Below are 25,204 nucleotides of genomic sequence, written 5' to 3' on the forward strand. Positions count from 1 at the left end.
CCTATGTCGGCGACCGGCGGTCGAACACCGTCTGAGGGATCAGCGCTGCTGCTGCGAGGTGTACACCTGCTGGTTCGCCGAGATCGGCGGGAACCCACCGGTGCCGCCGGGCATGGTGGAGGTCCGGCCGTCCTCGGCCTTGGGCTGGCGCTTGGCCGGCCCGTCCTGCTCGCGGTGCGCGAGCTCCTCGTGCAGCTTGCGCAGCAGGTTGCGCTCCCGATCGGTCAACTTGGCGTCGACCGCGGCGGGGACGCGCATCATCACACCCGTCTGCTCGGCCGCTGTCTCGGGGTGTGCGTCCTCGGGTGGCTCACCGGGAAACTCGTGCTGCGGCTCGGCCACAGCGTGCGACACCCCCTCCGGCCGGGGTTCTTCCACCGGGGCCGGCTGCGCGGGCGGTGGTGGAGCCGGGGGCTCTTCGGCTTGTCTGCGCTCGACGACCTGCTCGGGGAGCGGAACAGCCGGAGGAGCCGCCCTCTCCACGGGCGCTACCTCTAACCGCACGCGCCGAGCCGTCGACAGCGCGTCGCGGTGGTACTCGGGCAGGTCGGCGCCGGTGGCGAAGACGTCGACCGCGTAGCGAAGACCGGCCCGGCGCAGGGCCGAGACGAGCTGGAAGGCGACAGCGGGACCCGAACCGTCGGGGCCGACCTCGGCCAGCAGAACGCCCTGCGGCACCGCCCCGTAGCTGGTGCCCGCGGGCGTGGTCCGGCCGGTGATCCACATGCCTCGCAGACCGGCAAGACGTCCGCCGATCTGCTTGAGCGCGAGCTCGAGATCGGTGTCGTCGGTGTGCGGGGCGCTGAACTTGTGGCTCTCCGGCAGCAGCGACTCGACCACCTTGAGCCGGTCGGCGAGCTGGCGGTTGGACCGCGTCTCGTCGAGCACCCGGCGCAGGTGGTACTGCTCCGCGGCGGTCACCTCGATCTGCCCGGCCAGCAGGCACCCGGCCAGGTACTCCGCACCGGCATCGGGCAAGCCCATGCCGAGCAGCTCGCGAGCGCCGTCGATGCCGTCGTCATCGACGCGCCCGGTCATGGCCAGCAAGAGGCTGTGCAGCCGGTCGACCGGTCCGGCGGCCTCTGCAACGTCCACCACGAATGCCTCCTTTAGCTGCCGACCGCTCAGCCGCGGCGACCGGCGAATTCTTCAGCTCCCACGCACACCAGCGCCGACTCTTCGATCGCCATCCGGTGGTACGGGGTGGGTTCCAGGTCCTTGGGCACGACCTCGACGCAGGGCGCGGAATCGCCGAGCGCCCGCAGCACCCGCTGGATCTCCCCGGCGAGCTCGACGCAGTCGTCCGACGCGGACACCAGCACGACGAGCTTCGGGGCGCCCGAGTCGCGGCGCCGCCAGGTGTTGCGCACCTCGCGCACACCGGCGCGGCCGCGCAGCGTCGCGCCGAGCACCAGCACCGCCGAGTCGCCGACGTTCTCGGCCGGGCGTTCGGTGGTGAACGAGTAGTGCGGCGTGGTGTCCACGACCGCGGGCAGGATCGCGTTGACCATCGCCGGGTCGGCGCCCAGCGGCAGCAGCGCGTCCGAGAGCAGCCGGTGCTCGTCGTCGTCGAGCGCGATGCGCTCGCGGACCAGCGTGCCCGGCAGAAGCCTCGCCACGACCTCGGCGGCACCGCCTGCCAGCCAGTCGCGGTATCGCCACAGGTGCCGGTCGGGCAGCCTGCCGGCCAACCGAAGCAACAGTTCGTGGCACAGCAGATCGGTTTCACGCACTGCCACGGCGCCCCTCCATGCCTAGTACTCCGGTTCCGGATCCAGCCGCCGCTCCCCCGAACGCAGCTGCACCCTTCCAGGTGAACTTTGGCGCTACTGACCGGGTCGAACAATCACCTGAACGACCCAAACGCAACGCGTTGGAATCAACACCCCCCATCTGGGCTACACCAGATCTGGCGAACGAAGATCGAGGATGGTCGCAGCGTACTTGTCGTAGTCGGCCTCCGGATGCCCACCACCGAAAAAATCACGACTCCGCTCCGGGCGAACACGTCGCGCTCACGGAACGAAAACGCGGCGTCACCCCGTGTAGGGCGACGCCGCGCATCAGGTCCGAAATGCCGACTTCACTCGACCTCGACGACCAACTCGACCTCGACCGGCACGCCGAGCGGCAGCTCCGCGACACCCACGGCCGAGCGAGCGTGCTGCCCCGCCTCGCCGAAGACCTCGCCCAGCAGCTCCGAAGCACCGTTGACCACACCGGGTTGCCCGGTGAAGCCCTCAGCGGAGGCCACGAAACCGACGACCTTGACCACTCGGACGATCGAGTCCAGTCCGACCAGCGAATCGACCGCGGCCAGCGCGTTCAGCGCGCAGATCCGGGCGTGCTGCTGGGCCTCCTCGGCGCTGACCTCAGCACCCACCTTGCCCAGGCCCGCCGGCGAACCGGCCACCATCGGGATCTGGCCCGCGGTGAACACCAGCGAACCCGTCCGCACGGCAGGCACGTAAGCCGCCACGGGCTTGACGACCTCGGGCAGCGGAATGCCCAGCTCCGCCAGGCGATCCGTCCACCGACCCATGTCAGGCCTCCTTCGGCCGCTTCAGGTAAGCCACCATCTGCTCACCGGTCGGACCCGGCAGCACGGCGACGAGCTCCCAACCGTCCTCGCCCCACTGGTCGAGGATCTGCTTGGTCGCGTGACTCAACAACGGAACGGTGGCGTACTCCCACTTCTGCATGGGGTTGAGCCTAATTCCTGTGGTGCTGGTCGTCTTGGGTGGCAGTCGTGTCCGCCTCGGCCGGTAGTCAGGTCGTAGTGACAAGGCTCTGTGGTCGTTGTGCTCGGCGGTGCCAGAAGCGGAACCTGAGCGGCGCTGTGGACTCCGCGCGCCACGACTGATGTACGTCCAATACACGGCGTCGAGGCGTGCTCGCCACAGCACCGCTCAGAGCCGCGGCGGTGCCGGTTGCTCAGGTGGGGTGAGGAGAAAGCACCTTCGGCGCTTGCCTGACCGTGGTGGGTTGGACGACGGCGGTCACAGGTGCGGAGACATTTCTGGAAACGGGGACTTACGCTGATCGCGTGACCTCATGGGACGGGGAGCTGAACCAGGCGCGGTTGCACGTGGTCAGCGGGAAGGGCGGGACCGGGAAGACCACGGTCGCCGCCGCGCTCGCGCTGGCGCTGGCCACCGGCGGCAAGAAGGTGCTGCTCATCGAGGTCGAGGGGCGGCAGGGCATCGCGCAGCTCTTCGACAGCGCACCGCTGCCCTACTCCGAGGAGTGGATCGCCGCGGCTCCCGGTGGCGGTGAGCTGCGGGCGCTGGCCATCGACGCCGAGCCTGCGCTGCTGGAGTACCTGTCGATGTTCTACAACCTCGGGTTCGCCGGCCGGACGCTGCGCAAGATGGGCGCCATCGAGTTCGCCACCACGCTCGCGCCCGGGCTCCGGGACGTGCTGTTCACCGGCAAGATCAAGGAGTGCGTCGGTCGCACCGACGAACGGGGCCGCTACGTCTACGACGCGGTCGTCGTGGACGCCCCGCCGACCGGGCGGGTGGTGAAGTTCCTCGACGTCACCCGCGCCATGGCCGACCTCGCCAAGGTCGGGCCGATCCGCGACCACAGCGACGGCGTGGTGCGCCTGGTCCACTCCGCCGACACCGTGGTCCACGTCGTCACGCTGCTCGAAGAGCTCCCGGTGCGCGAAACCCTCGAAGCCGTCGAGGAGCTCGACGCCGCCGACCTGCGGCCGGGAGCGGTCGTGCTCAACCGGGTCCGCCCCGGCAGGCTGCCCGCGCGATCGGTGTCGGCCGCCGCCGACGGCCGCGTCGACGCCGACCGGGTGCGCGCCGGCCTCGAATCCGCCGGGCTGAAGGTCGATGACGACACCCTCGACGGGCTGGTCCACGAGACGATCGAGCACGCCATCCGGCACCGGGCCGAGGACGCCGCGCGCGCCCAGCTCGCCGCCACCGATCTGCCCACCGTCTCGCTGCCGGACCTCACCGCGGGGATCGACGTCGCCGAGCTCTACGAGCTCGCCGAGATATTCACCGAACACGGCATCCGGAGCCACCGATGAGCGAACCGCTGCGGCCGTCCCAGGTCGACGTCGACGCCCTGCTGGACGACCCCGACACCCACGTCGTCGTCTGCTGCGGCTCCGGCGGCGTCGGCAAGACGACCACGGCGGCGGCGCTTTCGGTGCGGGCCGCCGAGCGCGGGCGCAAGACGGTGGTGCTCACCATCGACCCCGCCCGGCGACTCGCCCAAGCGCTGGGCCTGCGGGAACTCGGCAACACGCCCAAGCAGGTGTCGCTGGAGGGCTTCGAGCCCGCAGGCGACCTGAACGCGATGATGCTGGACATGCGCCGCACCTTCGACGACATGGTGCAGATGCACGCCGGGCCGGAACGAGCCGAGCAGATCCTGAACAACCCCTTCTACCAGACCATTTCGACCTCGTTCTCCGGAACGCAGGAGTACATGGCGATGGAGAAGCTCGGGCAGCTCGCCGCCTCCGGCGAATGGGACCTGATCGTCGTCGACACCCCGCCCAGCCGTTCCGCGCTGGACTTCCTGGACGCGCCGCAGCGGTTGTCGACCGTGCTGGACGGGCGGCTCATCAAGATGCTGTCCAGTCCCGCGCGCGCGGGCGGGCGCGGGCTGCGCAAGATCGTCGGAGCCTCGTTCGGCATGTTCGCCAAGGCCGTCTCGACGATCATCGGCGGGCAGCTGCTCAACGACGCAGCGAACTTCGTGCAGGCCTTCGACTCGACCTTCGGCGGCTTCCGGCAGCGCGCCGAGCAGACCTACCGCCTGCTGCGCTCGCCGGGAACGGCGTTCCTGGTGGTCGCCGCGCCGGAGCCGGACGCGCTGCGGGAGGCGTCCTACTTCGTGGAGCGGCTGGCCGGGGAATCGATGCCGCTGGTCGGACTGGTCGCCAACCGGACGCACCCGGTGGTCGCCGAGCTGGCGGGCAACCGCGCCGCGGCGGTGGCCGACGAGATCGAGGCCGGCGGTTCGGCCCCGCTGGCGGCGGCGGTGCTGCGAGTGCACGCGGACCGCGTGGCGATCGCCGACCGGGAGAAGCGGATGCTCGCACGGTTCACCCGAGCGCACCCGGAGGTGTCACTCGTCGGTGTACCGGCTTTGCCGTCCGATGTGCACGATTTGGCCGGTTTGCGGGAGATCGGCCGGCGGCTCGCCGGGGAATAATCCAAAAATCAGGCCGGGCATTAACGTTTTCAACGTTCACGCCCGGCCTGATCATTTTTCGGGGATCAGCTCACCTGAAACTCGGCGATATCGGAGTAATCCTGACGCGCTGCCTCAAGCAATTCGCGCCAGTTACGAACATCCGGACGACGGCGCAGCAGCGCCCGGCGTTCGCGTTCGGTCATTCCACCCCACACACCGAATTCGATCTTGTTGTCTAGCGCCTCGCTGAGGCACTCCGTCCGCACTGGGCAGCCAAAACAAACCATTCGCGCTTTGCGCTGCTCAGCCCCGCGGACGAACAATTGATCCGGGTTCTGGTCTCGACATGCGGCGTTAACCCGCCAGTCCCCCTGCTCGAACATAGAGTTCCCCCAGCTCCTCACTGGATCGTCGGCGACTGTATTTCGTCCGGAGCCCCCCGGCACCGGATGCCGTGGTTCGGAAGTCGGGAGCCGAACCACAACAGTGCTGTCGCTGGACGTAGACGGACTGTAGAGCCCAGCGGTTCCACAACCAACCGACGGTTGTCGTCCCGTTATCTTTCACGCTCACTACATCGGATGGACTTGGGGCGTAACGCTCCGTCACGGCTCGTGTGCGATTTACGGTGGGTGCGTGCGTGCCCGAGACGGCTTGTTGAAGCTTTTCGGTCTGTGTGTGCTGGCTGGCGTGTTGGTCGCGGGGTTGCTCTTCCCGGCTGCGGGGTCACTCGGAGTGGTCTCCAACCGTGCTGGAGACGCCGTCAACAGCATTTCCACGGACATGATGACCAAGGAACCGCCACTTGTGACGACGATCACAGACAAGGATCGGAGGCCGATCGCCTACCTGTTCAACCAAGATCGGACGCCCGCCGCTCCGGACCAGATCGCCGACACGATGAAGGCGGCGATCGTGGCCATCGAGGACCGGCGGTTCTTCGACCACCACGGGGTGGACTGGGCAGGCACCGCGCGCGCCGCCGTGACCAACCAGATGTCCGGCGAGATCGCGCAGGGCGGTTCCACCCTCACCCAGCAGTACGTGAAGAACTACCTGGTGCACGTGGTGGCCGCCGACGACCCGGTCAAGCAGGCCAAGGCGATCGAGCAGACCCCCGGCCGCAAGCTGCGGGAGATCCGCATCGCGCTGCAGGTGGAGAAGCAGCTCAGCAAGGAGCAGATCCTCGCCCGGTACCTCAACGTCGTGCCCTACGGCAACCAGGCGCACGGGATCGCCGCCGCCGCGCGCACCTACTTCGGCACCACGCCGGACAAGCTGACCATCGCCCAGTCGGCCCTGCTGGCGGGCATGGTCAACAGCCCCAGCGCGCTGAACCCGGAGAGCAACCCCGAGGAGGCGCTCGAGCGGCGCAACCTGGTGATCAAGGCGATGGAGGACCAGCGCCGGATCACCCCGGAAGCCGCCAACGAGGCCCGCAACGCACCGCTCGGCCTGGTCACCCCGCTGCAGAACATCCCCAACGGCTGCGTCGGAGCCGGCCCGTCCGACGGGTTCTTCTGCCGCTACGTCATCGACTACCTCGAGCGCGCCGGGTTCACCGAGGAGCAGCTCAAGACCGGCGGTTACACGATCCACACGTCGATGGACAAGCGCGCCACCGACGCCGCCAAGGCCGCCGCCGAGCGCGGCGTGCCGAAGACGACCAAGGGCATCGCGAACGTGATGAGCGTCGTCGAGCCCGGCAAGGACAAGCACAAGGTCCGCGCGCTGGTCGCCAACCGCGACTTCGGCATCGACGCGTCGAAGGGCCAGACCTCCTACGCGCTGCCCAGCGGGGTGGCGAAGTTCGGTGCCGGGTCGATCTACAAGGTGTTCACGGCAGCGGCGGCGCTGGAGAAGGGGATGGGGATCTACAACACCATCCAGTCGCCCGGGTCCTACACCTCGCAGGTCTACCGCAACGGTTCCCGGCCCTACACGGTCGGCAACGCCGAAGGCGTCGCGCCGGGACCGCGCACGCTGCAGATGGCGCTGGCGACCTCGCCGAACACCGCGTTCGTCGCGCTGCAGGAGCGGGCCGGGCTGAATTCCACGGTGGACATGGCGGTCCGGCTGGGCATGCGGCAGACGCTGCTGCACAACACCGCCACCGGTGATCCGGTCACGCCCAACGGCTCCGGCGGCTTGTCGCAGGCGGAGTTCATGAAGCAGAAAAACATGGGTGCGTTCACGCTCGGGTTCGCGCCGACCAGTCCGCTGGAGCTCAGCAACGTCGGGGCCACGATCATGAGCGGCGGCACCTGGTGCCCGCCGACGCCGATCGAGCAGATCCAGGACCGCAACGGCAATCCGGTGTCGATCACCGAAGATCCGTGCGAGCAGGCCGTCGATGAGCCGCTGGCCAACGCCATGGCGGTCGGGATGAGCAAGGACGACACCGGCGGCGGCACGGCTGCTGCGGCGGCCAGCGGCGCGGGCTGGACCCGTCCGGTGGCGTCCAAGACCGGTACCACCGAGGCCCACCAGTCGGCCGGGTTCCTCGGCGCGACACCGCAGTACGCGGGTTCGGTGCTGACCTTCAGCGACGGCACGTCGCCGCAGGGCATCTGCGACAGCGACCCGCCACGGCTCTGCGGCGCCAACGGCGGCAACATCTACGGCGGCAAGGTCCCCGCGCGGACCTGGTTCGACGCGATGAACGTGATCCACGAGGGACTGCCGGTCGCTCCGCTGCCACCGACCACCGACCGCTACGAGAACGGCGGCGACGAGTTCCACGTGCCCAACGTGGTCGGCCTGACCGACGAGCGCGCCAAGGAAACCCTGGAGAAGGCCGGTTACAAGGTCTCGGAGCGCTCGGTGAACAGCCAGCGCAAGAAGGGCACGGTGACCAGCCAGACGCCGCGCGGCTTCGCGCTGCCGGGCGAGACGGTGACGCTGTCGGTGAGCACCGGTTACGTGCCGCCGCCGTCGACGGAACGGCCCAAGCCGACGGAGACCCCGCCGCCGGTCGCGGGTGAGCCACCGGCACCGCCGGGGCAACGACCGGGCGGCCCACCGGGTTCACCGCCGGGCCGGTGACCGGGTGAATCGGGTTTTCGTAAACTCGCCTGCGTGACGAGAGCGCAGGCGAGCACCCGACGTGCCCGGTCCCGCTACCGCCTGGTGGAGGTGCGGTCGACCGAGCGGATCACGCCGCGCGTGGTGCGGCTGGTCCTCGGCGGGAACGAGCTGGCCGACTTCGTCAGCAACGGCAGCGACCAGCGGATCAAGCTCTGCCTGCCGCAACCGGGCAAGCCGATGCCGCTGGGCCGCACCCGCGAGGAGGTCTTCGCCCTCCCCCGCGACGAGCAGCCCCGCCAGCGCACCTACACGGTCCGCAGCTTCGACGCCGAGCGGCTGGAGCTGGCGATCGACTTCGTGGTCCACGACCACGACGGCCCGGGCAGCAAGTGGGCGTCGGAGGCCGAACCGGGCGACCAGATCGTCACGGTCGGCCCCAGCCCGGCCTACCAGCCGAATCCCGATGCGGACCCGCTGGTGCTGATCGGCGACGAGACGGCGCTGCCGGCGATCGCCGCGATCCTCGAAGAGCTGCCGGCCGGAGCCCGGGCGCGGGTCTTCGCCGAGGTCGCCGATCAATCCGAGGAGCAGCGGATCGACTCGGCGGCCGAGGTCACCTGGCACTGGCTCCACCGCGACGGCACCCCGGCGGGCGAGGGCACCCTGCTCCTCGACGCCGTCCGCGGCGCCGACCTGGGCGCGGACCCCTACGTGTGGATCGGTGCGGAGGCCGAGGCGGTCCACCAGCTGCGCGAGCACTTCCAGCACGAGCTCGGCCTAGACCGCCGCCACCTCTACGCCCTCGCCTACTGGCGCCAGAACGCCTCCGACGACTGAGCCGGCGGCTCAGCCCTGGAGCTGGGCCTTGACGATCCCGGCGACCTTGCCGCCCTCGGCACGGCCCGCGGCCTTGGCGTTGGCGGCCTTCATGACCTGGCCCATCTGCTTCATGCCCGGGCGCTCGCCCAACTCGGCCTCGACCTCGGCGATGGCCTCGGCGACCAGCGAGGACAGCTCGTCGTCGGAGAGCTGCTGGGGCAGGTAGCGGCGCAGGATCTCGGCTTCGGAGGCTTCGGAGTCGGCCTGCTCGTCACGACCGGCCGAGCGGAACGCCTCCGACGCCTCGTCGCGCTTCTTGGCCTCCTTCGACAGCACCTTGAGCACCTCGTCGTCGGAGAGCTCCCGCTGCTGCTTGCCGGACACCTCCTCCTTGCCCACGGCGGCCAGCGCCATGCGCAGGACTCCGGTGACGGCGGTGTCGCGTTGCTTCATCGCGGCGGACAGGTCCGCGCGCAGCTTTTCCTTGAGCTCTGCCATGCGCCGATTATCGCGCCAGGCACGCGGGCGGCGGGCCGCCGACCCCTGTCGAGACGTAGGCTTGTGAGGGTGAACAAGTTCGGGCGGATTCTGCTCAGCGCGGGCGCGGTCGGCGCCGCGACGCTCACCTACTCGGCGGCCATCGAACGGCGGCACTGGACGCTGCGCCAGGCGACGGTTCCGGTCCTGACCGAGGGCACACCCCCGCTGCGGGTGCTGCACATCTCTGACCTGCACATGACGCCGAACCAGCGGTCGAAGCAGCGCTGGGTCGCCGAGCTCGCCGACCTCGACCCCGACTTCGTGGTCAACACCGGCGACAACCTCGCGCACCCGCAGGCGGTCCCGGCGGCGCTGCGCGCGATGGGTCCGCTGCTGTCCAAGCCCGGGGTGTTCATCTTCGGCAGCAACGACTACTACGGCCCGAAGCCGAAGAACCCGGCCCGCTACCTGCTGCCCTCGGCGAAGACCAAGCGCATCCACGGTGAGCCGCTGCCGTGGCGGGACCTGCGCGCGGCGATGACCGAGCACGGCTGGCTCGACGCCACCCACCGCCGCCACGACATCGACGTCAACGGCACGAAGATCCACGTCGCCGGCCTGGACGACCCGCACCTGCACCTGGACCGCTACGAGGAGATCGCGGGCCAACCCCCGGCGGACGCGGGCCTCAAGCTCGGCATCACCCACTCGCCCGAGCCCCGGGTGCTGGACAGCTTCGCCGAGGACGGCTACGACCTGGTGATGGCCGGGCACACCCACGGCGGCCAGCTGCGCGTGCCGGGCTACGGCGCCCTGACGACCAACTGCGACATCGATCGCACCCGCGCCCGCGGCGCCTCCACGTGGGGCGAGCGGATGCACCTGCACGTCTCGGCCGGCCTGGGCACTTCGCCCTACGCCCCGGTCCGCTTCGCGTGCCCGCCGGAGGCGACGCTGCTGACCTTGCTGCCCCGGACCGAAAACCCGGCCGCGACCAGGGAGAACGCCGAAAGCAGGACCCCGTACGGAGCGGGCGAGGGCATCCGCTAAGCTATATCCAGCGCTGAGGCGAGCACCCGAGATGCCTCAGAGCTGGAGATCGGGGTGTGGCGCAGCTTGGGAGCGCGCTTCGTTCGGGTCGAAGAGGTCGTGGGTTCAAATCCCGCCACCCCGACAAGGAAAAGGGCCTGGTCAGGACTCCACAAGGAGTTCCGACCAGGCCCTTTTCCTATGCCCGGATGTCCAGCGGGAGAGACCGGGGAGAAGATCCCGCTCCCGGCTGACCTTCCGAAAGCCCACGGCGTCGCAACGATTTCGGCCTACAGGAGCCGATGCCTGTGCTCGTCGCGCTCGCCCCCGCCGGTGGCCACGGCACAGCGGCGGTCATCGCTGATGATCGCCTGACATCGCACCGCCGGGTCGTGATCTCGCTGCGGCGCTCACCCCAGGCCGGTGGCCTGGCGTGCGCGGAGCGGGTTGGTGGTTGTTGGGTGAGAATCGCTGGATGCGGTGGCGTGCGTTGGCGGGGAGTGGGGTTGCGGTCACGGCGGCTGCGGTCGTCGGGGCGAGTGCGGTGGATGCCGATGGCGTGTGGTTCCGGGAGTTGCGCAAGCCCCGGTGGCAGCCGCCTCCGCAGGTGTTCGGGCCGGTGTGGACCGCGCTGTACGCCGACATCGCCGTGTCCTCGGCCGTCGCGCTGTCCGAGCTCCCCCGGCGTTCTGGTTTCGTGCCCGCCCTGACCGCGAACCTGCTGCTCAACGCCGGGTGGACCTGGGTCTTCTGGGGCGCGCGGCGTCCCTCGTGGGCCGCGGCGGAGGCCGCTGCGCTGACCGCGAGCTCGGTCGACCTGCTCGCGCGGGCGGCACGAGCCGATGCGCGGGCCGGAGCCGCCCTGGCGCCCTACGTGGCGTGGTGCGCCTTCGCCACCGCGCTGTCGACGGCGATCGCCCGCCGCAACCCCTGAACGGCGCGATGGCCGATTACCGCCGGATTCGGGTGCCTCCGGCGACGACGATCGGAGCATGGATCTTCGAGTGCTGCCGATCGCCGAGGGAGTCCTGGCCGAGCTGCGGACCGTCGACGACGCCGGTCGTGGGATCGAGCCGTACGTCGATGAGGCCGGAGGCGCGCCGCTGCGGTGCTGCCTGCGGCGGGTGCGCGCCGGCGAGCGGGTGGCCCTGGTGAGCTACGCGCCGCTGCGGCGGTGGGCCGCCGAGAGCGGGGTCGCGCCCGGGGCTTACGACGAGGTCGGGCCGGTGTTCATCCACGCGGACACCTGCGCCGGGCCGGACGATCCGGGCTGGCCGGAGGAGATCCGCGGGTCGCGGCGGGTTCTGCGCGCCTACTCCGGCGAGGGCCGGATCCTCGGTGGCTGCCTGCGCGACGGCAGGACCGGGCTTTCCGAGCAGACCGCTTCCGACCTGCTGATGGATCCGGCCGTGGCGTTCGTGCACGTCCGCGCGGTGGAGTTCGGGTGCTTCCTGTTCGAGGTGCGGCGGTGATCAGGCCGCGTCGCGGTCTCCGAGGCGGACGAGGACGACTCCGGTGATGATCAGCAGGCCGCCGACGATCACCGCCGGGCCCGGTCGCTGGTCGAGGAGAAGCCAGGCGAACAGGGCGCTGGCGACGACCTCGATGAGGGCGACGAAGGAGGCCAGGCGGGAACCGAGACGTCGGGTGGCCGCCGTTCCCGTCGTGTAGGCGATGGCGGCGGCGATCACGCCGAGCGCCACGAGCGGTGCCCACCAGGGGGTTTCGCCGATCGCGTAGACGGCAGGGTCGAAGTTCGCGTGCATGGGCAGGACTCCGATCGCGCCGAGGACCGCGAGGACGATCGCGGACAGGACCAGGCCCGCGCCCGCAAGGGCGACCGGCGGGAGGACGCCGTCGGTCTCGCCCGAGACCAGGAAGTACGCGGCGTTGCCGATCATCGCCGCGAACGCCCACGCCGCGCCCGTCCACGCGATGTCCGCGCCCGAGGCCAGGTCCAGTGCGAACACCAGTCCGGCGATGGCCGAGCACGCGCCCAGGACCGTCAGCGGTCGTGGCCGCTGGCCTCGCCGCAGCCACAACCAGCCCACGATGGCCACCGGTGCCGTGAACTCGATGAGCAGCGCGGGAGCCACGTCCATCGTGCTCACCGCGGAGAAGTAGCAGAACTGCGTGCCCGCCATGCCGAGGGCGCCGTAGATCAGCACCGGGCGGGCCTGCGCGCGAAGCAGCCACCACCTGCCGCGCAGCGCGATCAGCGCGAACGGGGCCATGGCCAGCGCACCGACGCTCAGCCGCGCCAGCACCACCGCGCCCGGGCTCCACCCGGCTTCGAGCAGACCGCGCGCCAGCGCACCCGCCATGCCGAACGAGGCCGCCGAGAGCAGTGCGAGCAGCAGCCCGCCGCCGAGCCTCGAAGGAGCGCGCACACCAGCGCTGTCATCTGCTAATCGAGTCATGGCAAATGACGCTATGGATGGGGGTGTAATATGTCAACATGATTTTTGGCCATGACACGGAGGCGGCGCTGCAAGCCGCGGTCTCACTGGTCAACAGCGCCGAGGACCCCGACTCGCTGACCACCGTGCAGGCCGTCGACGCCTGGTTCGCCGAACACCGCTACACCGGGCGCCACGACCGCGACGAGGCCGAGCTCGACGAGCTCCGCGCGCTGCGACCGGTCCTGCGCGACCTGCTCACCACCGACCGCGACCGGGCGGCGGAGCTGGTCAACGCCATGCTCACCGAGGCGGGAGCGCTCCCCCAGCTCGTGCGGCACGGCGGCGAGGACTGGCACCTGCACGCGATCGACACCGACGCCCCGCTGGCCCGCCGGGTGGTCGTGGAGGTCGCGATGGCGATGGTCGACGTCGTGCGGCTCGACGAGATGTCCCGGCTGTCGCTGTGCGCCGACGAGAACTGCCGGGGCGTGGTCATCGACCTCACCCGCAACCGCTCCCGCCGCTTCTGCACCACCGCCTGCGCCAACCGCAACGCGGTCGCCGCCTACCGGGCCCGGAGCAAGAACCGCTGAGACCGGGTGCACGCACCCGCGGAGCCGATCGGGCAGTATCGGGGACGTGAGCACCTATCCCGAGGCGAAGATCCCCAGCGCGCTGTTCGACGACCCGGAGCGCGAGGCCCGGTGGCGGACGCGGTTCACCGCTCCGCGCGTGTCCCTGCCCGACTGGGCCCGGGACGCGCCGCAGCGCAGCCTGTACGTGTCGAACTTCAGCGGCACCTGGGAGATCTACGCCTGGGACCGCGACTCCGACGAGCACCGCCAGGTCACCGACCGTCCACAAGGGACTTTCCACGGGACGGTGTCGGTCGACGGCGGCCAGATCTGGTGGTTCGACGACACCGACGGCGACGAGTTCGGCACCTGGAAGGTCCAGCCGTTCGAGGCCGGTGACCCCGAGCCCGCCGTTCCCGGAACCCACCCCGGCTACCCGGCCGGACTGGAGCTGGGCAGCTCGGTGACCGGGCTCGGCATGTCCACCGACGACGGCGTCACCGTGTGGGTGGTGCGCGACGGCGGCGCGCCCGAGGTGCTCTACGAGCACGAGCAGGACGGCGGCCTGTCGGCGATGTCCTGGGACGAGACCATGCTCGTCATCTCGCACTCCGAGCACGGCGACTCCCGGCACCCCGCGCTGCGGGTGCTGCGCACCGACGGCTCCGAGGTCGCCGAGAAGTGGGACGGTCCCGGCAAGTCGCTGGACGCGCTGGAGTTCGCGCCGGTCACCGGCGACCCGCGGCTGCTGGTGCTGCACGAGCGCCGCGGCAAGGAAGAGCTGCTGATCTGGGACGTCGTCGCCGACACCGAGACCGAGATCGAGCTGGACCTTCCCGGCGAGGTCTCCGCCGACTGGTACCCCGACGGCAAGGCGCTGCTGATCGCGCACACCCAGCACGCGCGCACCACCATGCACCGCTACGACCTGGACTCCGGTGAGCTCACCGAGCTCGCCACTCCCCCCGGCACCGTCGCGGGCGCTTCGGTGCGGCCCGATCACGCCGTGGAGTACGTGTGGTCCTCGGCGGCGACCCCGTCGCTGGTGCGCACGGTGTCGTCCACCGGCGACGACCGGGTGCTGCTGACCCCGCCCGGTGAGCGGCCGCCGGGAACGGCACCCGTGACCGACGTGTTCGTCGAGATCCCCCACGGTCCGAACGACGCGGTGCACGCGCTGGTCGCGCGGCCGGAGGGCGCCGGGGACGGCCCGATCCCGACGGTGTTCAGCCTGCACGGCGGCCCGCACGCGGCCGACGAGGACCGGTTCTCCGCCTACCGCGCGGCCTGGCTGGACGCCGGGTTCGCCGTCGTGGAGATCAACTACCGGGGCTCCACCGGTTACGGCTCCGCTTGGCGGGACGCCATCGAGGGCAGGCCCGGCACGACCGAGCTCGAAGACGTCGCGCTGGTGCACGACTGGGCGATCAAGTCCGGGCTGACCACCCCGGCGCTGAGCGTCGTCGCGGGCGCGTCGTGGGGCGGCTACCTCACGCTGCTGGCCCTGGGCACCCAGCCGGAGCGCTGGGCGGGCGGCGTCGCGGGCGTGCCGGTGGCCGACTACGTCTCGGCGTTCGCCGACGAGATGGAGCCGCTGCGCGCCTACGACCGCGCCCTGTTCGGCGGTTCCCCCGAGGAGATCCCGGAGGTCTACGAGAAGGCCTCGCCGATCACCTACATCGACCAGGTTCGCGCGCCGGTCCTTGTCCTGGCCGGCGACAACGACCCGCGCTGCCCGATCCAGCAGATCCTCAACTACCTGGACCGGCTGGGCGAGCGGGAGATCCCGTTCGAGTTCTACCGCTACGACGCCGGCCACGGCTCGCTGGTCGTCGCGGAGACGTTGCGGCAGGTCGCGACCGAGATCCACTTCGCCCAGCGGGCGGTCGGCCTCGCCTGAGGCCCGTGACCGTTCGGATGTCGCGCGAAGTTCGAGTGCCGAAGTTCGGACTCGAACCTCGCGCGACATCCGAATCCCTGCCTGGAGCCGCGGTGTCAGGAGGGGTTGTGAGGAAGGCCCCTCGCCGAGGCCGGAATATCTCGTTCCGCGCGGTCGTCATGCTCGGTGTGAGCCATCTTTTTGAACCGATCAAGCTGCGCGACCTGACCGTCCGCAACCGCGCGTGGGTCTCGCCCATGTGCCAGTACTCGGCCACCGACGGCGTGCCCAACGACTGGCACCTGGTCCACTTGGGCCAGTTCGCCATCGGCGGCGCCGGCCTGGTCATCGCCGAAGCCTCGGGCGTCGTGCCGGAAGGCCGCATCACCCCGCACGACACCGGCATCTACAACGACGAGCAAGTCGCGGCGTGGCGCCGGATCAACGACTTCGTGCACGCGCAGGGCGCCGCCACCGGCATCCAGCTCGCGCACGCGGGCCGCAAGGCCTCCACCGGTCAGCCGTGGGCCGGAGGCGCCAGCGTGGACGAGTCCGAGGGCGGCTGGCAGACCGTCAGCTCCACCGGCAACGCCTTCGGCGACCTGGCCGCTCCGCGAGCCCTGACCGCGGAGGAGGTCGCCGAGCTGCCCGAGAAGTTCGCCGCGGCCGCGCGTCGTGCCGACGAGGCCGACTTCGACGTCGTCGAGCTGCACTTCGCCCACGGCTACCTGGCGCACCAGTTCTACTCGCCGCTGGTCAACGACCGCACCGACTCCTACGGCGGTGCTTTCGAGAACCGGGTCCGGGTGCTGCTGGAGATCACCGACGCCGTGCGCGCCGCCTGGCCGGAGGGCAAGCCGCTGTTCGTCCGCCTGTCGGCGACCGACTGGGCCGAGGGCGGCTGGACCGGCGACGACTCGGTGCGCCTGTCCAAGCTGCTCGCCGAGCGCGGCGTCGACCTGATCGACGCCTCGACCGGTGGCGCGATCCCGGACGCGACGATCCCGGTGCGCTCCGGCTACCAGGTCCCGTTCGCCCGGCAGATCAAGCTGGAGGCCGAGGTCCCGACCGCCTCGGTCGGCCTGATCACCGCTCCGGAGCAGGCGGAGGAGATCGTCGCCTCGGGTTCGGCCGACGCGGTGCTACTCGGCCGCGAGCTGCTGCGCGACCCGCACTGGCCGCTGCACGCCGCCGACCGGCTGCGGGCCGACAACATCTGGCCCGTCCAGTACGAACGCGCTCGCTGATGCAGGCGGGTGGGGAAGCTCTGCCCGAACCTCCCCACCCGCTCCTTCAGGCGAGCTGGGCCTGCCACATCCAGTGCGCCTTCTCCAGGTCGCTGGAGATGGCGATCAGCAGGTCCTGGCTGACCAGGTCGGTCTTGTCGGTTTCGTCGATGCGCTTGCGCAAGCGCGCCACGACCTCGCCCAGGGTGTCCACGATCGCCTCGATCACCTGCCCGTCGGTGCGCCAGTCCGCGGGGAAGTCCGGCAGTCCGGAGCCCTTGGCGACGGTCGACGCGCGACCGTCCGGGGAGACGCCGATCGTCACCGCTCGCTCAGCGACGTCGTCGGCGAACCCCCGCGCCGAGGTGACCAGCTCGTCGAGCTGGAGGTGCACGTCGCGGAAGAACTTGCCGACGACGTTCCAGTGGGCCTGCTTGGCGACCAGGTGCAGGTCGATCAGGTCCAGCAGCGTGTCCTGCAGCACCCGACCGGTGATGTCGCGGTCGGAGTTGCTGAGCGGACTGGTGATCGGCGCCGCGCTCTTCGCGGAGCTCTTCTTCGGCGCGCTCTTCTTCGGAGCGGCCTTGGGTGCACTCTTCTGAGCCATGGGTTCGCACAACCTCCTCGACGAGAACGTGCAGACCGGAATCAGGGTGCTGCCCAGGAGGTACCCGCGCACTTCGGGCGACTACACCCGCTGCTCGGCGAACTCCACCACTTGTCGCCCGATGGTGCGCAACGTGGCGCCGACCTTCTCGTCGTCGCACGCTCCGCCGGGGCCGAACCGGGTCTCGGCCGAGTTCACCGCGCCGCCCAGCGGCGTCGGCCAGCCGCGCAACGCGTGCACGACCGAGCGCAGCGCCTGCAGAGTCGTGACGGTGGCCTGCCAGCCGTAGGCGACGCCGATGCAGCCGACGGCTCGTCCGTCGAAGTAGGGGCGGGAGTCGCCGCGCAGGTCCTCGACGTAGTCGAGGGCGTTCTTGACCAGGCCTGACACCGTTCCGTGGTAGCCGGGCGAGGAGATCAGCACCCCGTCGGCGCCGCGCAGCGCTTCGACCAGCTCGATGGCCAGCGGGGACCGATCGGTCACGTGCGGGTCGTAGAACGGCAGGGCCAGGTCGGCACCGGTGATCGCCCGGACCTTCGCCCCCGACTCCCTGGCGCCCTCCAGCGCGGCGTGCAGCACGCGCTCGGACTGCGAGTCGGGGCGGACCGAGCCACCGATCCCCACCACGGTCACCGTCATGTGCCGATCCTTTCACCCGAACCTGGGAACTGTCGCCCCCGATGTGCCTGTGCGGGTCACGCTAGAACCTCCAGTCCGCTGGAGGTCAAGATCGGCGAGCTGACGCCGAGATCTTGGCTACTTGCGGGTAACCTACTAGCCGTCCACCACCTTCGCGGGAAGGTCACGCCCATGCCCAACGTCATCGAAGCGCTGCAACCGACGCTCGAAGGCGCCGCGATGCGCGCCGTTTTCGCACTGCCCCAGCCCATTCGCCGCCTCATCGCAGGGGCGCCGATCCGGATCGACGGACAGGAACTCGCGCTCGACGCGCAGCTGCTGCTGAAGCTGCAGAAGCTGACCGGCCAGACCGGGCTTGCCGCCTCGACGGCCGAGAAGGCCCGCGCCGGCATGGCGCACGCGACGAAGATCACCTCGGTGGCTCCGCTGGGCGGCGTGGTCGTCGCCGAGCGGGCCATCCCGACCGACAACGGCGACCTGCCCGCGCGGCTCTACCGGCCCCAGGACCTCACCGACACGGGTCCGCTGCTGGTCTTCTACCACGGCGGCGGCTGGGTGATCGGCGACCTCGACAGCCACGACGACCTGTGCCGATTCCTCGCCAAGCACGCCGGGCTCCGGGTGCTGTCGGTGGACTACCGGCTGGCCCCGGAGTACCCGTTCCCCGCCGCGCTGGACGACGCGCTCGCGGCCTACTCCTACGCCGTGAACAACGCCGCGGACCTCGGCTCCTCCAGCGACGCGATCGCCGTCGGCGGCGACTCGGCGGGCGGCAACCTCGCCGCCGCGGTCGCGCTGCAAACGACCCGATCGGGTGCGCAGAAGCCGGTGCTGCAGCTGCTGCTCTACCCGGCGGTCGACGCGACCCGGCGCCGCCGCTCGCGGGAGCTGTTCGGCAACGGATTCCTGCTCACCGACCACGACATGACCTGGTTCATGGACCAGTACTCGCCCGTCGAGTCCGAGCGCGGCGACCCGAGGCTGTCGGTGCTGCTGGCCGACGACCTCGCGGAGCTGCCCACGGCCTACGTCGTGACCTGCGGGTTCGACCCGCTGCGCGATGAGGGCGAGGCGTACGCCAAGGCGCTGTCCGACGCGGGCGTGCCGGTGGTGGCGCGGCGCTTCCCGGACCTCATCCACGGGTTCGCCAACATCCGCCCGGTGGGTCACCGCTTCGAGGAAGCGCTCTTCGAGATCGTCGGCACGGTCCGGGCGGCCCTGGACCTCCGCAAGGTCTGATCCGGGGAGCGCCTCGTCACCACGGGGCAGTTCTGGTCCGCACCGTCCACGGGACGTCCGGTCGGTTCGGACCGGAACTGCTCGCCGGTGAACGCTCCACCCCGCCGGACCGCCGCAACCGGCTCACTCGGGGTTGGCGAGGAGTTCTCGGAGGCGGGTGAGGAGTTCCTCGCGGTTCGCCGAGCCGAGCCGCTGCTTGATCCGGCTGATGTGGTGCTCGACCGTCTTCGCCGAGATGAACAGGCGCTTGCCCACCTGCTTGTAGGTCAGGCCCGCGACCACCAGTTCGGCGACTTCCTTCTCGCGCTCGGAGAGCAGCTCCGAATCCGCGCCGCCGGCGTTGACGGCCCGCGGGCGCGGCGGCTTGCCCTGCAGCGCCCGGGCGCACTCCAGGAGCGCGAGCATCGCGCGGCGGTCGTGCGTGCGGATGGCTGCCTGCCCGGCGAGACGAGCGCCGTCCCAGGCCAGCCCCGCGCCGTGCAGGCCGCGAGCGATGCGTTCGACCTCGTCCTGATCGACCACACCACCGAGGACCCGCAGCCACATCCGGGCGGCCTCGGCCATCGCGGCGGCCAGCGCGTTGTGGTGCGCGAGGGCGTCGAGCTGGTCGGCGAGGCGGCCCGCGGCGTCGTTCTCCTCCAGGACGATGGCCGCCTGCAACCGCTTCCACAGCAGCATCGCCGTCCACAGCGGAGGGTTGCCGAGCCGGTCCAGCAGCGCCTCGGCCTCGTTCAGGTACGGGGCGATCCACTCCTGGTCGCGCAACCGGGCCGCGGCCACCACCAGCTCGCCCAGCGGCAGCAGCGAGAACAGGTCCACCGAGTGCTCGGCGGCGACCTGCCTGGCCTGCGCGCGAGCGGTGGCCAGTGCGGTCATGTCGTTGTCCCGGCTGGCGATCCCGGCCTCGATCGCGGTGGCCATCAGCCGGTCGCGGGCCGCCATCTCGCTCGCCTCGGGCAGTTTCGCGCGTGCGGTGACGGTGTCGCCCTTGACCAGCGGCAACCAGGCCGCGAGCAGCCGGTGCCGGTTGTGCAGCAGGGCGCCGCCCGATCCGGTCTCCACCGCGCGGTCCAGGGTGGACTGCGCGACGTCGAGCTCACCGCAGTGCAGCGCGACCAGCGCGGCCACCGCCGCCGGGGTGTCCGGCACGAACACGCCGCGACCCAGCGGTTCGGACAGCGAGGCCGCGCGCACCAGCGTGGACAGCGCGGTCGTGGCCGATCCGACGACGGATTCGCGCACGCCCGCGGCCATCTGGGCCGCCGCACCGGTCATCGAGGTCGGCGGTCCCGCGTCGTCGCCGGTCTTGAGCAGCTCTTCGGCATCGGCCAGCCGGCCCGCGCCGATCAGACCGACGGCCGCGAACGCCCGGTCCCCGGGCCAGCGCAGCTTCGCCGCCGACCAGCGGCACAGCTCCGCCGAGCGCTCCAGCAGTCCGCGGTGCGCCAGCACGCCCGCCGCGACCTGGACGCCCAGTTCCCGGTCCGGCGCGTTCTCGTCGACGATCACCCGGTCGGCCAGCCGCAGCGCCTCGTCGAGGTTCCCGGCCACGGCAGCTGCCCGGGCCTGGCGCGCGACCACCGAAGCCGCGGGCACACCGGCCGACACCGCCGCCGCGAGCAACCTCCCGGCCAGGTGCGGGGCGACCTGCACGGCCTCCTCACCGGCGCGTTCGAAGGCCGTCGCCAGCGTCGCTTCCGGCAACAGCGCCATCGGCGCCTCCAGCAGCGGCGCGACCAGCGGCAGCACCGGGCCGCCCCGGGAGAGCTGGAGTTCCACCAGTTTTCGCGTGATGCGCAGCCGGAGTTCCCACGACGTCAACCTCAGGACCGCGGCGCGCACGATCGGCAGCAGCACGTCCTCGGAGCCGAGCATCGCGCCGGAGCGCATGGCCGCCAGCACGGCGCCGACCGCCGAGCTGTCGGTGCCGACGACGACGGCGAGCAGGTCCGGGTGCGGGGTGGCGCCGATGGCCATCGCCGTCGCGCACCCCCAGCCGACCTCGCCGAGCTGGTCCAGGTCGTGCTGGAAGCGGTCGAGCGCGCGGGCGGGCAGTTCGGCGCGTCCGGGCACGGCCTCGGCCAGCAGCCGGGAGACGTAGCGCGGGACACCGCCGGTCTGGGTCTGCACCCAGCCGACCCAGTCCAGCGCGCTGCCCTCGGTCCGCTCGGCGATCTCGTCCAGCCCGAGGGCCGCCAGCAGCACGGGAGCGCCGAGTTCGGCGATCAGCTCGCCGAGGGCCGCGCGGCGCGGGCCGGGCCGGTAAGCGACCAGCAGCCGGATCCCCGGGCGGCGGGCGATCTCGCTGAGCCGCAGCAGCAGTCCGTCGTCGAGCCGGTGCGCGTCGTCGACCAGCAGCGCGCCGTCCTCGGCGCGGTCGAGGTCCCGGACGCCGAGCACCGGCACGTCGGCCTCGCGGTAGGCGGCGGCGATGGCGTCGAGCAGCGTGGTCTTGCCGAACCCGCCTGCGCCCTGGATGCCGGCCACGATCGGCGAGCCCGGGGAGGCCTCGATGGCCGACCGCAATCCGGCCGCGTGCCCGTCCGTGACCAGGGCGGCGCGGGATGTCGTCGGGTGATTCACGCCTGCCTTCCTTGTCGTCCGGTCACCTGGGTCGAGCGGTCCTGATCAGTTGGCTGACGGTGGTGGGGGCGGTTCCCGTTGCGCGGTATGCCGTTCCGTTAACGAAATCGCGATCACGGAGCTACTTCAGGAGGTCCATCACGCCGGTGATCGAGTGGTCCTTGGTCATGAAGGTGATCACGACGCCGACGGCGATCAGCAGCGCCGCGACCACGAGCTTGATGATCTTCATGCGCTTCGCCCGCGCTTCATCGGGGGGCTCGATCGGCATCGGCTCGACGTCGATCGGCGGGCGTTCGACGGGTTCGGGCTCGTCATCGACGTCGTCGTCGGTGTCGAAGCCCTCGACGCGCATCAGCACGCTGGTCTCGGCGACCGAGCCCCTGTCGGTGTCGGTGGACAGCACCTGCTGCGCCGCCAGCGCGGCTCCGCTGGCGGCGGTGAGCTCGGGGGCCACGTCGACCAGCGGCGGGGTCTGCAACCGCTCGGCGACCAGCTGCTTGAGCATCGGGGTGCGCGCGGTCCCGCCCGCCAGCACCACGGTCTCGACGTCGTCGGGGCGCAACGACGCCGACTGCACGGCCTGCGAGATCAGCTCGGGCACCCGCTCCAGGTGCGGGCGCGCCAGCTGCTCGTAGCGGGCGCGGGAGATGCCGAACTCGGTGCGCACGCCGGGCAGGTCGACCCACATCGACACACCGGCCTGGTGCGACAGCGCCTCCTTGGCCCGCACGCACTCGCCGCGCAGCTTGGCCAGCGCCGCCCGGTGGTTGACGTCGGAGGGGTCGAGCTCGCTGATCTGCGCCGGGAACTGCTCACCGATCAGCCCGAACAGCGCGTCGTCGAGGTCCTGGCCGGAGGGGTGGTCGGTGCTCAGCGGCGAGCCGACGACCTCGAAGGTGGGGTGGCGGCGGCGCAGCACGGTGGCGTCGAAGCCGCTGCCGCCGACGTTGGCGACCACGAGCGGATGCTGTTCCTCCACCCGCTGCTTGCTCGCGTAGTCGAGGGCGACGGCGATCGGTTCGGGGATCAGGGTGACCTCGGTGATCCCGAGCTGGGCCAGCGCCTGCTGCACCAGGTGCACCCGGTGCGGGCCCCAGCTGGAGCTGTGGGCCACGGCGATGTGCTCGGGCGGGTGCCCCTGCCGCTGGGCGACCGCGTCGGAGACCCACTCGATCATCGAGGCGACCAGGCGCTGCGCCGGGACGAACTCGCTGCCGACCACCAGCGGCAGGTCGTCGCCGAGCCTGCTGGTGAAGCCGCGCGCGACCCACTCGTGGTGGCTGATCTCCTGGCGGGCGGCGGCCTCCCCGGCCACGAAAGATCCGTCCTGGACCCTGCACAGCACCGTCGGCACCACCGGTCCGTTGGTCGCCAAGGGCACGGGAACGGTCGCCGTCCAGCGGCCACCGTCGCGCCTGGCCGTGGCGGCGGTCGTCACCGTCGCGCCCAGGTGAACGCCCAGGACGTAAGGCATGCAATCCCTTCGTGTCACCGACTCGCGTGTGCGCCTGCCAGGTTCCCCGATCGAGGGTCTTGCGCGCGGCCGGGGTGCCCACAATTTAGCGGCTTTCGATTACGGAGCGGTTCCGGACTCCCCTAGCTACCCCCCAACGGCCTACCTAACCCATCCCCTAATAGAGCTCTCGATAACTAGGAGTCGTACCCGATGGCTGGGGGGTGCCCCGCCCCTACTGTGATCAACACAGGAGTGAGGGAACGGCACGACCTCACTCGGTCCACCTAGCCGAGTACCGCTGAGCATCGGGAGGTCCGACGATGGCGAACCCTCAGCACCCCTCTGGTCAGGCCGAGTCCCCCATCTCCGACCCCGGGACGCACTCCAACTCCGGCCTGTCCGCGGAACCGACGCTGCACGAGTTCCTCACGCGCCTCGTCAGCGATCCGGCCGCACGGTCGGCCTTCGACGCTGATCCGCAAGCCACGCTGGATCAGGTCGGACTCGGGGAAATGAGCGCGACAGACGTGCTGCAAGCCACGTCGCTGGTCCTCGACTACGCGCCGGTCGAGGTGGTCAACGCGTACGACCGCTCGCTTTCGAGCAGCGTCGAGAAGTTCGCCGCGAGCACCCAGCATGTCGCGATCAGCGAACTGCATCCCGCACATCCACACGAGCAGGAAGAACTCAGCATGCTGCAGAACACCCCCTCTGACGACTTCGGCCCCGGCGGCGACGTCGACGCTCAGCTGCCGACCCCGGCTCCGGCCACGAGCGGCGACACCAACGTCGAGATCGAGCACAACGACATCGACTCGCACAACGTCGTCAACGTGCACGACGTGCTCTCGGGCAACCAGATCCTGTCGGGCAACACCGTCAACATCGGTGACAACCTCGACCTGTCCTCCACCGTCGGTTCGGTCACCAGCACCGCCACCCACGTGTTCGACAGCTCGCTGAACGTCACGTCGGCCGCCGGTTCGCTGGTGCACGGTGACGTCACCAACGTGGTCGGCGACGTGGCCTCGGGCAACGTCACCGACGTGGTCACCAACGCCCCGGTCGTGGGCGACGTGGCCGCCAACGTCACCCAGGTCGTGGGCGACGCCCCGGTCGTGGGCGACGTCGTCGGCGACGTGACCTCGGGCGACATCACCGGCGTTGCCGGTGACCTGACCTCCACCGTTTCCGAGGCCCCCGTCGTGGGCGACGTCGTCGGCAACGTGACCTCGGGCGACGTGACCGGCATCGCCGGTGACCTCACCTCCACCATCTCCGGCGCCCCGGTCGTCGGCGACGTGGTCGGCGCTGCCACCGGTGCCGTGGCCGGCGGGGACGCGCTGGGCGTCGTGGCCGGTGCCCCGGTCGTGGGCGACCTCGCGATGACCGCCACCAGCACCATCGGCTCCGTCCCGGTCGTCGGCGACGTGGCCGCCAGCGTGACCTCGGGCGACGTGACCGGTGTGGCCGGCACGCTGACCGACGCCGGCGCGAACGTGCCGGTCGTGGGCGACGCCCTGGGCGACGTGACCTCGGGTGACGTCACCGGCGCCGTCTCCAACGTCCCGGTCGTCGGCGAGGTCGCCGACACCGCCACCGGCGCGCTGAGCAACGTCCCGGTCGTGGGCGACGTGGCCGGGGGTGCCGCTGGCGGCGACCTGGTCAACAACGTTCCGGTCGGCACCGAGGCCCTCGGCGACGTCACCGGCACGGTCACCGACGCCGTGGCCAACGTCCCGGTCGCCGGCGACCTCGCCAGCTCCGTGACCGACACCGTTGCCGGTGGCGACGTCACCGCGCTGCCGGTCGACGACCTGTCCTCCGCGCTGCCCACCGACGCGCTGCCGGTCGAGGACGTCACCTCGGCGCTGCCGCTGGACGCCGCTCCGCTGGCCCCGGTCGGCGACGTGGCCTCGCACCTGCCGGCCCCGAGCGACCTGCCGGTCGCGGGCCCGGTCGTCGGCGAGCCGCTGGAGGACCTGACCAGCACCGCCACGGACGCGCTGCCGCTGGACGGCCTGCTCTGATCGCTCTCCGCGACTGAGCTCTGAAGATGCCGGGATCCGCTCCC

At 71.0% G+C, this 25,204-nt stretch carries 23 protein-coding genes and 1 tRNA gene; 13 read left to right on the forward strand and 11 right to left on the reverse strand.

The genetic code is table 11. From position 1 onward, the window contains the following. Window positions 1-39 precede the first annotated feature (39 nt). The 4 genes from E1202_RS08580 to E1202_RS08595 all read right to left on the reverse strand — a co-directional run bounded on the left by E1202_RS08580 (window position 40) and on the right by E1202_RS08595 (window position 2,702). Window positions 40-1,098 carry a hypothetical protein gene (locus tag E1202_RS08580; RefSeq protein ID WP_235877872.1) on the reverse strand — a complete coding sequence of 353 codons (1,059 nt, stop codon included), beginning with the start codon at window positions 1,096-1,098 and terminating at the stop codon, window positions 40-42. Window positions 1,099-1,124: 26 nt separating this feature from the next. Beyond that, entirely contained in the window at window positions 1,125-1,739 is a 615-nt protein-coding gene (locus E1202_RS08585) for a hypothetical protein (protein WP_132682037.1), read from the reverse strand. Window positions 1,740-2,083: 344 nt separating this feature from the next. Continuing rightward, window positions 2,084-2,542, reverse strand: coding sequence for a RidA family protein (locus E1202_RS08590; RefSeq protein WP_132678161.1), 459 nt, complete (start codon window positions 2,540-2,542; stop codon window positions 2,084-2,086). 1 nt (window position 2,543) lies between these two features. Continuing rightward, window positions 2,544-2,702, reverse strand: coding sequence for a DUF4177 domain-containing protein (locus tag E1202_RS08595; protein WP_132623662.1), 159 nt, complete (start codon window positions 2,700-2,702; stop codon window positions 2,544-2,546). 344 nt (window positions 2,703-3,046) lie between these two features. Here E1202_RS08595 and E1202_RS08600 point away from each other — a divergent pair, with 344 nt between their 5' ends. Next, window positions 3,047-4,048: an ArsA-related P-loop ATPase gene (locus E1202_RS08600; RefSeq protein ID WP_132682038.1), complete on the forward strand. Its 1,002-nt coding sequence runs from the start codon at window positions 3,047-3,049 to the stop codon at window positions 4,046-4,048. Then, a complete protein-coding gene (locus E1202_RS08605) occupies window positions 4,045-5,184 on the forward strand; it encodes an ArsA family ATPase (RefSeq protein ID WP_132682040.1) in 1,140 nt (379 codons plus the stop codon). Before E1202_RS08600 ends, E1202_RS08605 begins: the two co-directional genes overlap by 4 nt. 65 nt (window positions 5,185-5,249) lie before the next feature. On the opposite strand, the gene E1202_RS08610 is transcribed toward E1202_RS08605, so the two are convergent. Beyond that, on the reverse strand, window positions 5,250-5,549 hold the full coding sequence (locus tag E1202_RS08610) for a WhiB family transcriptional regulator (RefSeq protein ID WP_132678156.1): 300 nt from the start codon (window positions 5,547-5,549) through the stop codon (window positions 5,250-5,252). Between the two features lie 253 nt (window positions 5,550-5,802). On the opposite strand from E1202_RS08610, the gene E1202_RS08615 reads away from it, so the two are divergent. Together E1202_RS08615 and E1202_RS08620 are read left to right on the forward strand one after the other, a co-directional pair. Then, window positions 5,803-8,211 carry a penicillin-binding protein gene (locus E1202_RS08615; RefSeq protein ID WP_165943791.1) on the forward strand — a complete coding sequence of 803 codons (2,409 nt, stop codon included), beginning with the start codon at window positions 5,803-5,805 and terminating at the stop codon, window positions 8,209-8,211. Between the two features lie 33 nt (window positions 8,212-8,244). Then, the gene (locus tag E1202_RS08620) at window positions 8,245-9,030 is read left to right on the forward strand and encodes a siderophore-interacting protein (protein WP_132682043.1); all 786 of its coding nucleotides are present in this window, start codon (window positions 8,245-8,247) and stop codon (window positions 9,028-9,030) included. A gap of 9 nt (window positions 9,031-9,039) precedes the next feature. On the opposite strand, the gene E1202_RS08625 is transcribed toward E1202_RS08620, so the two are convergent. After that, window positions 9,040-9,510, reverse strand: a complete 471-nt coding sequence (locus tag E1202_RS08625; RefSeq protein ID WP_132682045.1) for a GatB/YqeY domain-containing protein — start codon at window positions 9,508-9,510, stop codon at window positions 9,040-9,042. Window positions 9,511-9,579: 69 nt separating this feature from the next. On the opposite strand from E1202_RS08625, the gene E1202_RS08630 reads away from it, so the two are divergent. The 4 genes from E1202_RS08630 to E1202_RS08645 all read left to right on the forward strand — a co-directional run bounded on the left by E1202_RS08630 (window position 9,580) and on the right by E1202_RS08645 (window position 11,993). Continuing rightward, a complete protein-coding gene (locus tag E1202_RS08630; RefSeq protein WP_132682047.1) occupies window positions 9,580-10,542 on the forward strand; it encodes a metallophosphoesterase in 963 nt (320 codons plus the stop codon). Window positions 10,543-10,592: 50 nt separating this feature from the next. Continuing rightward, a tRNA-Pro gene (locus E1202_RS08635) sits at window positions 10,593-10,666 on the forward strand. Between the two features lie 330 nt (window positions 10,667-10,996). Further along, window positions 10,997-11,455, forward strand: coding sequence for a TspO/MBR family protein (locus E1202_RS08640; protein WP_132682049.1), 459 nt, complete (start codon window positions 10,997-10,999; stop codon window positions 11,453-11,455). 58 nt (window positions 11,456-11,513) lie between these two features. Beyond that, window positions 11,514-11,993, forward strand: a complete 480-nt coding sequence (locus E1202_RS08645; protein ID WP_132682051.1) for a DUF1203 domain-containing protein — start codon at window positions 11,514-11,516, stop codon at window positions 11,991-11,993. Here the strand turns inward: E1202_RS08645 and E1202_RS08650 are convergent, their stop codons facing one another. Then, window positions 11,994-12,941: an EamA family transporter gene (locus tag E1202_RS08650; protein WP_132682052.1), complete on the reverse strand. Its 948-nt coding sequence runs from the start codon at window positions 12,939-12,941 to the stop codon at window positions 11,994-11,996. It lies immediately after the preceding gene. A 38-nt stretch (window positions 12,942-12,979) separates the two neighbouring features. Between E1202_RS08650 and E1202_RS08655 the strand changes: the two genes are divergently transcribed. The 3 genes from E1202_RS08655 to E1202_RS08665 all read left to right on the forward strand — a co-directional run bounded on the left by E1202_RS08655 (window position 12,980) and on the right by E1202_RS08665 (window position 16,624). Continuing rightward, window positions 12,980-13,516: a CGNR zinc finger domain-containing protein gene (locus tag E1202_RS08655; RefSeq protein WP_132682054.1), complete on the forward strand. Its 537-nt coding sequence runs from the start codon at window positions 12,980-12,982 to the stop codon at window positions 13,514-13,516. Between the two features lie 46 nt (window positions 13,517-13,562). Continuing rightward, entirely contained in the window at window positions 13,563-15,398 is a 1,836-nt protein-coding gene (locus E1202_RS08660; RefSeq protein WP_132682056.1) for a S9 family peptidase, read from the forward strand. A 158-nt stretch (window positions 15,399-15,556) separates the two neighbouring features. Continuing rightward, window positions 15,557-16,624, forward strand: a complete 1,068-nt coding sequence (locus E1202_RS08665; protein ID WP_132682224.1) for an NADH:flavin oxidoreductase/NADH oxidase — start codon at window positions 15,557-15,559, stop codon at window positions 16,622-16,624. A 46-nt stretch (window positions 16,625-16,670) separates the two neighbouring features. Here the strand turns inward: E1202_RS08665 and E1202_RS08670 are convergent, their stop codons facing one another. Together E1202_RS08670 and E1202_RS08675 are read right to left on the reverse strand one after the other, a co-directional pair. Beyond that, window positions 16,671-17,210, reverse strand: coding sequence for a Dps family protein (locus tag E1202_RS08670; protein WP_132682058.1), 540 nt, complete (start codon window positions 17,208-17,210; stop codon window positions 16,671-16,673). 81 nt (window positions 17,211-17,291) lie between these two features. Then, window positions 17,292-17,849, reverse strand: a complete 558-nt coding sequence (locus E1202_RS08675) for an NADPH-dependent FMN reductase (protein ID WP_132682060.1) — start codon at window positions 17,847-17,849, stop codon at window positions 17,292-17,294. Between the two features lie 171 nt (window positions 17,850-18,020). Between E1202_RS08675 and E1202_RS08680 the strand changes: the two genes are divergently transcribed. After that, window positions 18,021-19,088 (forward strand): alpha/beta hydrolase, encoded by a 1,068-nt coding sequence (locus E1202_RS08680; RefSeq protein WP_132682062.1) that lies wholly within the window; start codon window positions 18,021-18,023, stop codon window positions 19,086-19,088. A gap of 123 nt (window positions 19,089-19,211) precedes the next feature. Here the strand turns inward: E1202_RS08680 and E1202_RS08685 are convergent, their stop codons facing one another. Further along, the gene (locus E1202_RS08685) at window positions 19,212-21,671 is read right to left on the reverse strand and encodes a helix-turn-helix transcriptional regulator (protein ID WP_132682064.1); all 2,460 of its coding nucleotides are present in this window, start codon (window positions 21,669-21,671) and stop codon (window positions 19,212-19,214) included. Between the two features lie 121 nt (window positions 21,672-21,792). Next, complete coding sequence (locus E1202_RS08690) at window positions 21,793-23,148, reverse strand: Hsp70 family protein (protein WP_132682066.1); 1,356 nt, start codon at window positions 23,146-23,148, stop codon at window positions 21,793-21,795. A 302-nt stretch (window positions 23,149-23,450) separates the two neighbouring features. Between E1202_RS08690 and E1202_RS08695 the strand changes: the two genes are divergently transcribed. Further along, window positions 23,451-25,160, forward strand: a complete 1,710-nt coding sequence (locus E1202_RS08695; RefSeq protein ID WP_132682068.1) for an IniB N-terminal domain-containing protein — start codon at window positions 23,451-23,453, stop codon at window positions 25,158-25,160. The last annotated feature ends 44 nt before the right edge of the window (window positions 25,161-25,204 follow it).

The sequence above is a fragment of the Saccharopolyspora karakumensis genome, from assembly GCF_004349225.1.
Lineage (GTDB): Bacteria > Actinomycetota > Actinomycetes > Mycobacteriales > Pseudonocardiaceae > Saccharopolyspora > Saccharopolyspora endophytica.

Excerpts from the sequence above, each read along its gene's own strand:
- E1202_RS08590 (WP_132678161.1), bottom strand. The coding sequence starts at position 2,542 with ATGGGTCGGTGGACGGATCGCCTGGCGGAGCTGGGCATTCCGCTGCCC.
- E1202_RS08595 (WP_132623662.1), bottom strand. The coding sequence starts at position 2,702 with ATGCAGAAGTGGGAGTACGCCACCGTTCCGTTGTTGAGTCACGCGACC.
- E1202_RS08605 (WP_132682040.1), top strand. The coding sequence starts at position 4,045 with ATGAGCGAACCGCTGCGGCCGTCCCAGGTCGACGTCGACGCCCTGCTG.
- E1202_RS08610 (WP_132678156.1), bottom strand. The coding sequence starts at position 5,549 with ATGTTCGAGCAGGGGGACTGGCGGGTTAACGCCGCATGTCGAGACCAG.
- E1202_RS08625 (WP_132682045.1), bottom strand. The coding sequence starts at position 9,510 with ATGGCAGAGCTCAAGGAAAAGCTGCGCGCGGACCTGTCCGCCGCGATG.
- E1202_RS08640 (WP_132682049.1), top strand. The coding sequence starts at position 10,997 with ATGCGGTGGCGTGCGTTGGCGGGGAGTGGGGTTGCGGTCACGGCGGCT.
- E1202_RS08645 (WP_132682051.1), top strand. The coding sequence starts at position 11,514 with ATGGATCTTCGAGTGCTGCCGATCGCCGAGGGAGTCCTGGCCGAGCTG.
- E1202_RS08650 (WP_132682052.1), bottom strand. The coding sequence starts at position 12,941 with ATGACTCGATTAGCAGATGACAGCGCTGGTGTGCGCGCTCCTTCGAGG.
- E1202_RS08655 (WP_132682054.1), top strand. The coding sequence starts at position 12,980 with ATGATTTTTGGCCATGACACGGAGGCGGCGCTGCAAGCCGCGGTCTCA.
- E1202_RS08665 (WP_132682224.1), top strand. The coding sequence starts at position 15,557 with ATGCTCGGTGTGAGCCATCTTTTTGAACCGATCAAGCTGCGCGACCTG.
- E1202_RS08670 (WP_132682058.1), bottom strand. The coding sequence starts at position 17,210 with ATGGCTCAGAAGAGTGCACCCAAGGCCGCTCCGAAGAAGAGCGCGCCG.
- E1202_RS08675 (WP_132682060.1), bottom strand. The coding sequence starts at position 17,849 with ATGACGGTGACCGTGGTGGGGATCGGTGGCTCGGTCCGCCCCGACTCG.
- E1202_RS08680 (WP_132682062.1), top strand. The coding sequence starts at position 18,021 with ATGCCCAACGTCATCGAAGCGCTGCAACCGACGCTCGAAGGCGCCGCG.
- E1202_RS08690 (WP_132682066.1), bottom strand. The coding sequence starts at position 23,148 with ATGCCTTACGTCCTGGGCGTTCACCTGGGCGCGACGGTGACGACCGCC.
- E1202_RS08695 (WP_132682068.1), top strand. The coding sequence starts at position 23,451 with ATGGCGAACCCTCAGCACCCCTCTGGTCAGGCCGAGTCCCCCATCTCC.